The organism is Mesorhizobium sp. M0587, from assembly GCF_040320945.1.
In the GTDB taxonomy this organism is placed as follows: Bacteria; Pseudomonadota; Alphaproteobacteria; order Rhizobiales; family Rhizobiaceae; genus Mesorhizobium.
Genome location: NZ_JAMYQP010000082.1, coordinates 1 through 7,894 on the forward strand (window position 1 = coordinate 1; position 7,894 = coordinate 7,894).

The 7,894-nt window shown below is 59.1% G+C and carries 7 protein-coding genes and 1 pseudogene; 3 read left to right on the plus strand and 5 right to left on the minus strand.

Annotated elements, in window-relative coordinates; all coding sequences use genetic code 11:
* Positions 1-236: 236 nt before the first annotated feature.
* Positions 237-488: a hypothetical protein gene (locus NKI49_RS32855; RefSeq protein WP_352608294.1), complete on the minus strand. Its 252-nt coding sequence runs from the start codon at positions 486-488 to the stop codon at positions 237-239.
* 488 nt (positions 489-976) lie between these two features.
* Positions 977-1,342 (minus strand): annotated as a pseudogene (locus tag NKI49_RS32860) (ATP-binding cassette domain-containing protein); the annotation flags it as partial.
* A gap of 161 nt (positions 1,343-1,503) precedes the next feature.
* Between NKI49_RS32860 and NKI49_RS32865 the strand changes: the two are divergent.
* A complete protein-coding gene (locus NKI49_RS32865; protein ID WP_352608292.1) occupies positions 1,504-2,469 on the plus strand; it encodes a DUF1236 domain-containing protein in 966 nt (321 codons plus the stop codon).
* Between the two features lie 552 nt (positions 2,470-3,021).
* A complete protein-coding gene (locus tag NKI49_RS32870) occupies positions 3,022-4,107 on the plus strand; it encodes an aminopeptidase (protein ID WP_352608290.1) in 1,086 nt (361 codons plus the stop codon).
* A gap of 500 nt (positions 4,108-4,607) precedes the next feature.
* On the opposite strand, the gene NKI49_RS32875 is transcribed toward NKI49_RS32870, so the two are convergent.
* From NKI49_RS32875 to NKI49_RS32885, 3 genes are all read right to left on the minus strand, one after another.
* Positions 4,608-4,811: a hypothetical protein gene (locus tag NKI49_RS32875; RefSeq protein WP_352608288.1), complete on the minus strand. Its 204-nt coding sequence runs from the start codon at positions 4,809-4,811 to the stop codon at positions 4,608-4,610.
* Positions 4,812-4,986: 175 nt separating this feature from the next.
* Positions 4,987-5,439 (minus strand): cupin domain-containing protein, encoded by a 453-nt coding sequence (locus tag NKI49_RS32880; protein WP_352608286.1) that lies wholly within the window; start codon positions 5,437-5,439, stop codon positions 4,987-4,989.
* Positions 5,429-6,070, minus strand: a complete 642-nt coding sequence (locus NKI49_RS32885; protein WP_352695921.1) for a TetR/AcrR family transcriptional regulator — start codon at positions 6,068-6,070, stop codon at positions 5,429-5,431. Before NKI49_RS32885 ends, NKI49_RS32880 begins: the two co-directional genes overlap by 11 nt.
* Positions 6,071-7,202: 1,132 nt before the next feature.
* On the opposite strand from NKI49_RS32885, the gene NKI49_RS32890 reads away from it, so the two are divergent.
* Positions 7,203-7,763, plus strand: coding sequence for an EF-hand domain-containing protein (locus NKI49_RS32890; protein WP_352608282.1), 561 nt, complete (start codon positions 7,203-7,205; stop codon positions 7,761-7,763).
* Positions 7,764-7,894: the final 131 nt, after the last annotated feature.

Consider the following 7,894-nt stretch of genomic DNA (forward strand, 5'->3'; position numbering starts at 1 on the left):
CAACCGCTCCAAGCGGCGGACATCCCTTGCCCGCAGCTCAAGTGCCCGCAAAATCGCTGCTGCCAGCCTCGCGCCGAAAGACTGTGTGAGATATCCGGGCTAGCCGGCTGCTGACCCATCGCTTTCCCCTCCCCAATTGAAGCCCGCGCCGCTTGCGGGGGCGCGGGCGGATCGGAGGCCCGATCTTCGGCAGGCGATGGAGGGCACCACCTGCCGCATCAAGTTTTTAGAGATGTCTAATGTTTCTCGTCAACAGCCGTAGGGACCCGCACCGGTCCCGTGGTGTTCCACCGGATGAATGGCGCATCCTTGCCGGTGATATCCTTGATCGTCTTCAACAGCGCCTTATGGGTGTTTTGAAGCGCTTGATAATGCTCGCTGCTAGGCGACAGAAGCGGCTGAACGATGCTCTTATGCAGCCGTTCCGCCTCGGTCAGAAAGCGGTCGATTTCAGGCTGAGAGCTGCATTGAAGGTTGGTCCTAGCCATTGCGACACCTTTTGAGAGTCGCCCCACCAGAGGACAATAATTTTATTATCCCCACGTCTTGTAAAGCGCGGTCGATGCCCGAAAGCCATCACGCAAGGGAAGACCAGAATGTGAAGCCAAGAACCGATCAAACCGGTGGGGTGCCGTTGCGGCGACGCATCGCTTCGAAGACGCTTTCGATCTCGCTGTGATTCATGACGTCATGGCGATGTCCATCAAGAAACGCCCGCATGTGGACCATTAGCTAGACTCTAAGGCCCTGCCGTCTTTCCCTCGATACGACATCGGCTGCAATGGGCCAATGATCGGTGTCAGGACGCACTTGAGATAGTCGACCAGAAGGTCAGCTGGCACCGGCTGCTATGGATGAAGCTGAAAATGAATACCGTTTCAAGGTTGTGAGCGCCTCGAAGATCCGGCAACTGGGATACTTGTGCGCTCCGTGCCCGAGTCACTGTTCGGGCGCAATTTCACCAGCTCCAGAATTCTCAGAACATTAGCCCTGTCGGTTCCCGCTGCAGCCATTTTGGCTGGGGGACGGCATGTAACAGTTTGCGGGTGTATATGTGCTGTGGTTGAGCGAACAAAACTTCCGTCCTGTTCTCCTCAACAACCTTGCCTTGCTGCATGACCAGGATACGGTCGGCGAACCGGCGAACGACAGGCAAGTCGTGAGTGATAAAAATGTAGGACAGGCTCAGGCGCTGGCGAAGGTCAGCAAGCAGCTCGATCACCTGCATCTGAATCGATACGTCCAGGGCCGAGACGGCTTCGTCGCAGACGATCAGCTCCGGTTCGCTCGCCAGCGCGCGTGCGATCGCGATGCGCTGCCGTAGGCCGCCGGAAAACTTGTTGGCCAGGCTAGGGGGCTTCATGGAACGGCGGCCGGGCATTGTTCCTGACAAATTGCCGTCTGCGTTTTCACAACACATCACCGGGTTTTGCCGCAAATTCGGAACAATGCCTTTCGCCTGCGGTTTATGGAGTGAAGGGACCGAATCCGAGGAGAAATCAGATGAGACATCTTCTGATCACGAGCATGATCGCGCTCGGCGTCGGTTGCGGCGCCGCGATGGCGCAGACCGAATCCGCACAGCCGAGCGGAGGCGACAACTGCGCCGCCGGCCAGGCCGATTGCCAGAAGGGCGGCAAGGCGGGCGAGCAGGCCCAAGGCAAAATGAAGGCGCAGACCCAGCAGAATGCCCAGGGCAACGCCGGCGCCAACACCGAGGAGCAGGCTCAGGGTAAGGCCAAGGTGAAGACCGATGAGCAGGCCCAGGGCGAGGCCGGCACCAGCACCGGGGAGCAGGCTCAGGGCAAGACCAAGATGAAGACCACCGAGCAGACCCAGGGTCAGGCTGGCACCAAAACCGAGGAGCAGGCTCAGGGTACGGCCAAGTGCCAGACCGGCATGGCCAACTGCCCGAAGGGTTCGAAGACGAATGAGCTGGCCCAAGGCAAGACCAAGATGAAGACCACCGAGCAGAATGCCCAGGGCAAGACCGGCACCACCACTGAGCAGAACGCCCAGGGTACGACTAAGATGCAGACCCAGCAGAACGCCCAGGGCAAGACCGGCACCACCACTGAGCAGAACGCCCAGAGCACGACCAAGATGCCGACCCAGCAGAATGCCCAGGGTAAGACCGGTACAGCCACCGAGCAGAACGCCCAGGGCAACGCCAACGTCCAGACCGACCAGAACAAGACGGCCTCGATCAACAACGTGACGGTCGAGCAGAAGACGCAGATCACGCAGATCATCCACGAGACCCACGTCCAGCCGGTTCGCGATGTCGGCTTCGACATCTCGGTCGGCGTCGAGGTGCCCCGGCATAAGATCCGCCTGCATCGGCTGCCACCCCGTATCGTCAAGATCGTCCCGGCTTATGAACGTTACGAGTATTTCGTGCTGGCCGACGGACGCATCGTCATCGTCGATCCGGACACCTACGAGATCGTGGCTATCCTGGAGGCCTGATCGGGACAACATCGCGAAAGCAAAAGACGCTGCCGTGCCGCAAGGCTCGGCGGCATCTTTTTGCCCTGGCCTCGAAATGCGCGGGATGCCGGATTCAAAAGGGCGGGATCACATAGCCGAGCTTCGCGATCCAAGAAATAGCGGATCGCCCATACGTCGGGGTCTCAGTGCTCGCTTCCCTCCGACCTTCCTTCCTGTATTCCAAGCTCGTCGCGATGCACTCCGGAACCGTGCTGTGAAAGTCCAGTGAAGTTTCTCCTTCGGCCACCACAGCCGAAAGGAGAACGGTGCGGATTAGGGACTTTGTGTTTGGGAGCCGACGATCGGACCGGCAGCCTATGTAAAAAGGTCTCACAGTCGGATAACTGATAGTCTGAATCCCGTCAGGCATAGCTTCGAGAGGACTTCCGGCAATGCAGCAGCGAATGATCGCACTGCGCCACTTTTGTAATCCCGTACCTCGTTCAAATTGATGCGACTGCTTAAAGCCCCAATCCAATGCGGTAATTGCCCCCTATCGGAACGTGTGAGCAGTGCTATGGGCAGATCGTGATGCGCGCATTCTTTCGATTGGTTGTCGTTATGATCGCAGTGTCCGGAGTGACCGGTTGCGCCAGCATTTCGTACTACGCGCAATCCGTGAAGGGTCATCTGGAGATCATGACGGCGCGCCAGGATGTCGGAAAACTGATCGAGGATCCTTCGACGCCGAAGGCATTGCGCGCCCAAATGACCTCGGCGAGCGCCATACGCCAGTTTGCAACAGACGAACTAGCGCTGCCCGACAACAATAGCTACCGCAGCTATGTTGATCTCGGTCGGGACTCGGTGACATGGGCCGTCTTCGCCGCGCCGGAATTCTCGCTGACGCCACGAACATGGTGTTTTCCCGTTTTCGGCTGCGTCCCTTACCGGGGATATTTCTCCAAGAAGTCTGCGGCTGAAACCGCTGTCGAACTGCAAGGACAGGGCATGGACGTCTATGTGACGGACATCACCGCATACTCCACGCTTGGCTGGTCCAGTGATCCGCTGCTAAGCACGATGCTCAGCCAGGATGAAACATATCTTGCAGGGCTGGTTTTCCATGAACTGGCCCACCAGCGCGTATACGTGCACGACGATTCCGCATTCAACGAGGCGTTCGCTGTCGCCGTTGAAACAACCGGCGTGAAAAAATGGCTGCGCGCAGCTGGCGATACGGCCAAATTGCGTCGTTACGAAGCCGTCCGGAGGCGCAACGCTAAATTTCTTGCGCTTGTCTCGCAGACTCGGGAAGAGCTAATGCAAGTCTATTACAACTCCGGTAGCTCGCAGCAGAAGCGGGCCGCGAAGACGGCCACGATTGAACGGCTGCGGATGCGATACCGACAGATGCGCGACAGGGGCGGGGGTCGATTCCGGGGATACGATGCCTGGTTCGCTTCCCCGATCAACAACGCAAAGCTCGCCGCGACTTCCGTTTATAGCGATCGGGTGACCGCATTTCTGCGCCTGTTCGATTTGTGTTCGGGTGACTATGCACGGTTCTATGCGTCGGTTCGACGGATTGGCGCACTGGACGAAGCTCACCGCGCCGAAGCACTTGCGGCGGCAGATAGCTGCTATTGGACGGCGCGGGTGCCGGCTTCGCCGTGATGTTCGATCCTGACTAGGCGTGGGGTGGGGGTTGAGATCCGCTAGCCTTTGCGGCCTGCACCGCGACCGCGGCCCCTGGGTCGACGAGCCGCTGACGACGGCCCGCGGCTGATGAACGCTGCGTGTTTGAGAAGAGAGACTACCCCAGGCTGTAGGCTCTGGGTGGTTCACCCCAAACTCAGCGCGCATGTCTGTCATCTCCGAGGCCGGCCTCCACAAGCTCATCATGCGTTCCGACAAACCGCAGGCCAACCGTTCCAAGATTGGTCACCTAGGTGGTCCTCCCGGCCATCGTAGCGACGACGGCTACGTCTGGGCGAGGAGGACCTGAAGGCCACAGCGGTCGCGAAGTCGAGTAAGAGCGACAGCGCGTCCTTTCGCCAAACCTCACGGCAACCATCACGCCTCTTGTCGTAGAACCCGAAGGGGTACAGGCGGTCGGCGCGCGCCTGTCATCCTATCCCGCTGACATTTTTCTATCAAAACATTCCTAAGCTAACTTAGAATTCGCTAATGGTACCGCTACGGTAGGACCTGAGGAAGGAAGCGGACGAGTCCTGGACGGTGTTCGACGTGTTCACCGGGCTGCCGAGGGCTACGAAGCCGTCGACCTCGACATGGAGTATGCCGATGATCTGGTGGATCTCCTGAACACTGTCGACCTGAAACGTAGAGTCGCCCGAGGCGACCTCTGATGGAACCATACCATGGTATTTGCTCTTGAAGGCAGGCCAGAAATGGGTGCTCGAATTGAAGCCGCTGGTCCGATCTGGCCGGGAAATTGTACTCCCTATATCCCGAGGCGGTCCGATGGTTTCGGGGGCCCTCATCGCCGGATATGACGCAAGAGCCCCTGAACCCTCGAAATTGCAATGCAACTCAGGCCGCCATTGTCAGCATTTCTATCCCGTGCTGCTGCATTGCTGCGCCGATCCGCGCGAAGTCGGGCTGCGTCTGCGGCTGGACCGTGCCGATGTCGCGGAAGAAGACGACCATAGAAGATTCTATGAGCACCAGCATCCGCACCGGGTGGCTGCTGTCGTTCGAGTAGTTATGCGGCTCTCTGGGGCCGATACGCACCGAGGTTCCGGGGCCCGCGATGGTCACCTCGGGGGGGCCGCCCGCGGCAAAGTGGCGGACCGTGAGTTCGCCGTCGATTACATAGAACTGTTCGGGCGACGCGTGGCTGTGCGGCGGGGTGCCGGAGCCTGGCGGGACTTCGACCTCGATGAGTTCGAGGTTCGAGCCCACGAGGCCGCCCAGGAAGCGGATGCGATCGGCGACAACCCAGAGGGTCTGGCCGTCGTTGGGGTTGGTGACGTCAATTTTCATTACCTGTCTCTTTCATTTGCGATGCAACGTCCGCGGGAGAGTGGCCCGAGGTGACTGCGGACAGAATCACCTCAAGCGCCCAAGATGCGGTCTCGCCAGCTTCGGTGCCGGTGAGACCGCCGTAGTCTTTCAGGACCTCCCAGGCAGAGGCCGAGAAGAGAAGATGGGCAAGTGACTTGATCTTCTTGGCCTCCGCGGGCGGAAGGGAGGCGGTGGCGGGAGCGAGTGCGTGAGCGAAATTGGCACGCCGCTTCGCAACGGTACCTGTCCGCATCTCGCGGCCGGTCCGGGAATGTAGCGAGGAGCGGATCGCCGCTTCGTGCGTGTCGAACTTTGGGAAGGCTTGTCGTGGGCCATCGATGATCTCCTTCAGGTTCTCAGGAGTCGCGGGGACACCTATCCGGGCATTCAGCCAAGGCCAGAAGGTGGCCAACAGATCGTCCTTAGTCGCGAAGTGGCGAAACACGGTCCGCCGCTGCACTCCGGCCCTCAACGCGATGGCTTCCGTGCTGATCTCGTCAGCGGCGCTCGCCGAATCCATCAGCTCAAACAGTGCGGTAAGGATCGCTTCGCGTGTCTCACGCGCTTTTTCTTCGCGCACGGGGCTGTTGTAGGCACGGGCATTAGACATGCGGCTCGTTCCAAATTTCACGACACTGTCTGTGTCACTAAATTCGACGGCCGTCAATTGATGTCACCACAAGTGTCCTAAATATCGCAGTAGTATGTGAGGCCTTCTATCGAAGAAGGTTAGTCCGGCGCTGTCGGGCAAACCTCACTCAGCATCGCCACCGCAGGTGCGTCATCGAATACGAGGACATACGAAGGATAAGGTTGGACGAACCAGCCGCTGGCTGTCTGATTTTGTTGGAAAGACGATGCACGGCCGGCATCCCAGGTCATGGCGGCTTCCAACAAGGTGTTGCTAATATACAGCACCGACTACATCTCTGGCTGCCTCGCGTTGCGGAACCGCTTCCACCAGCCGCCCGTTAAGGTCAAAATGACAGCATCAACGACGCGAGGCGACGAAGATGGACAAGGGACCAAACACCAAAACCATCGAGATGTACGGTCTCCTGGCTGTTCCGCTGTCACTTCTCATCACCGTGCTGCTAGCGGGCGTCATTCTTAGCTGAACTAAGGATGACGAAGAGGGCCGGGGCAGCGTCGCCAAGACAGCGGCGGCCCGGCACCCTCCATTGACACTGGGTAAACCAGAGGGGCGCCGCGCCGGCGCGTGGAGGGAAACGGGACTGAGTTTCGCCTGCGCCACGTTCTGGGAGCCGTAATGACCGGCCAATTCGAGCCGATGACGATGCGAAGGCCCAGCGGAGGGCGGGCCACCCCCCAATGTCTACCGTTCGCCAGATAGTTCGGCTCGATGTACATCCCCGACTTCGCATGGCGTCTGACTGCGGCCAGAGCGGCGTGCCACCTAGGTTTACAGGTGTTCTGCGAGGGCGAGGGGTTCCATATTCTATGGCTTGCTGTCTCGTCAATTCTGCCTGCGCGTGTCTCAAAGAAATTTGCCGGCCGAAAGCAGACCTCATCTGCGCGGAACATCCAGTCGTATTGAAAGTCGATGGCGCCGGTGGACATGTCACGCGGACATGCCGTTGCGGATGACACCCGGAAATGTGTCGGCGCCCCATCGGAACAAGACCTCGATATCGGAAGCACTGCCTTGGCTGTGTGGGGTAAGCCTTCTAAATCGCCGCCAGGAACCAGGAGGTGAGCTGCGGGTTTGCTTGGATGCCGACATGATTGGCATAGCCATTCATCCACAGGAGAGCCCAATGACCTTACCGAGCAAAACCGCTGCAGTTGCCGCAGTGCTAACTATGTTGGCCTCACCGGCACTAGCCCAGTCGAGCGGAACACCTGTGCCCGCGATAAAGGCACAGGAACATGGCCCCGAACAGTTGCCGGATGCCGCCGGACACACCCAAGAATCCATGCGTGCAATGATGCGCCAGATGATGGACGAGATGATGAGCGAAAGGATGCAGGAGGATCGCGGTCCCCGAGCAGAGCGGCGCGGTGGCGACCGATGGCATCGGGGCTACAGAATGGGTCCGCCTGAGCGGCAGCGGATGATGGGAGGCCGCGACGGCATGGGAGCGGGAATGATGCATGGCGCACGGATGCGAATAATGTACGCCATGATGGACGCTGACGGCGATGGGGCGCTTTCACAGACCGAGGTTCAGGATTTCATCGGACGTATCTTCAATGCCGTTGACGAGAACAGCGACGGCAACCTCGACATGGAGGAAATCCGAGCTTTCTTCCACGGAGCAGGCGAGGAGGGCAAACGCTAAATACGAATGCCGCTTCGTGCAGGCAATGCTAGGGGTTGTTGAGAATCAGGATTCCACTTTCGCCCTTTGAGTGATTCAAGCCTCATTTTGGAGGTTTTGATGATTCGAACGGTTCTGACGGACGAGCAATG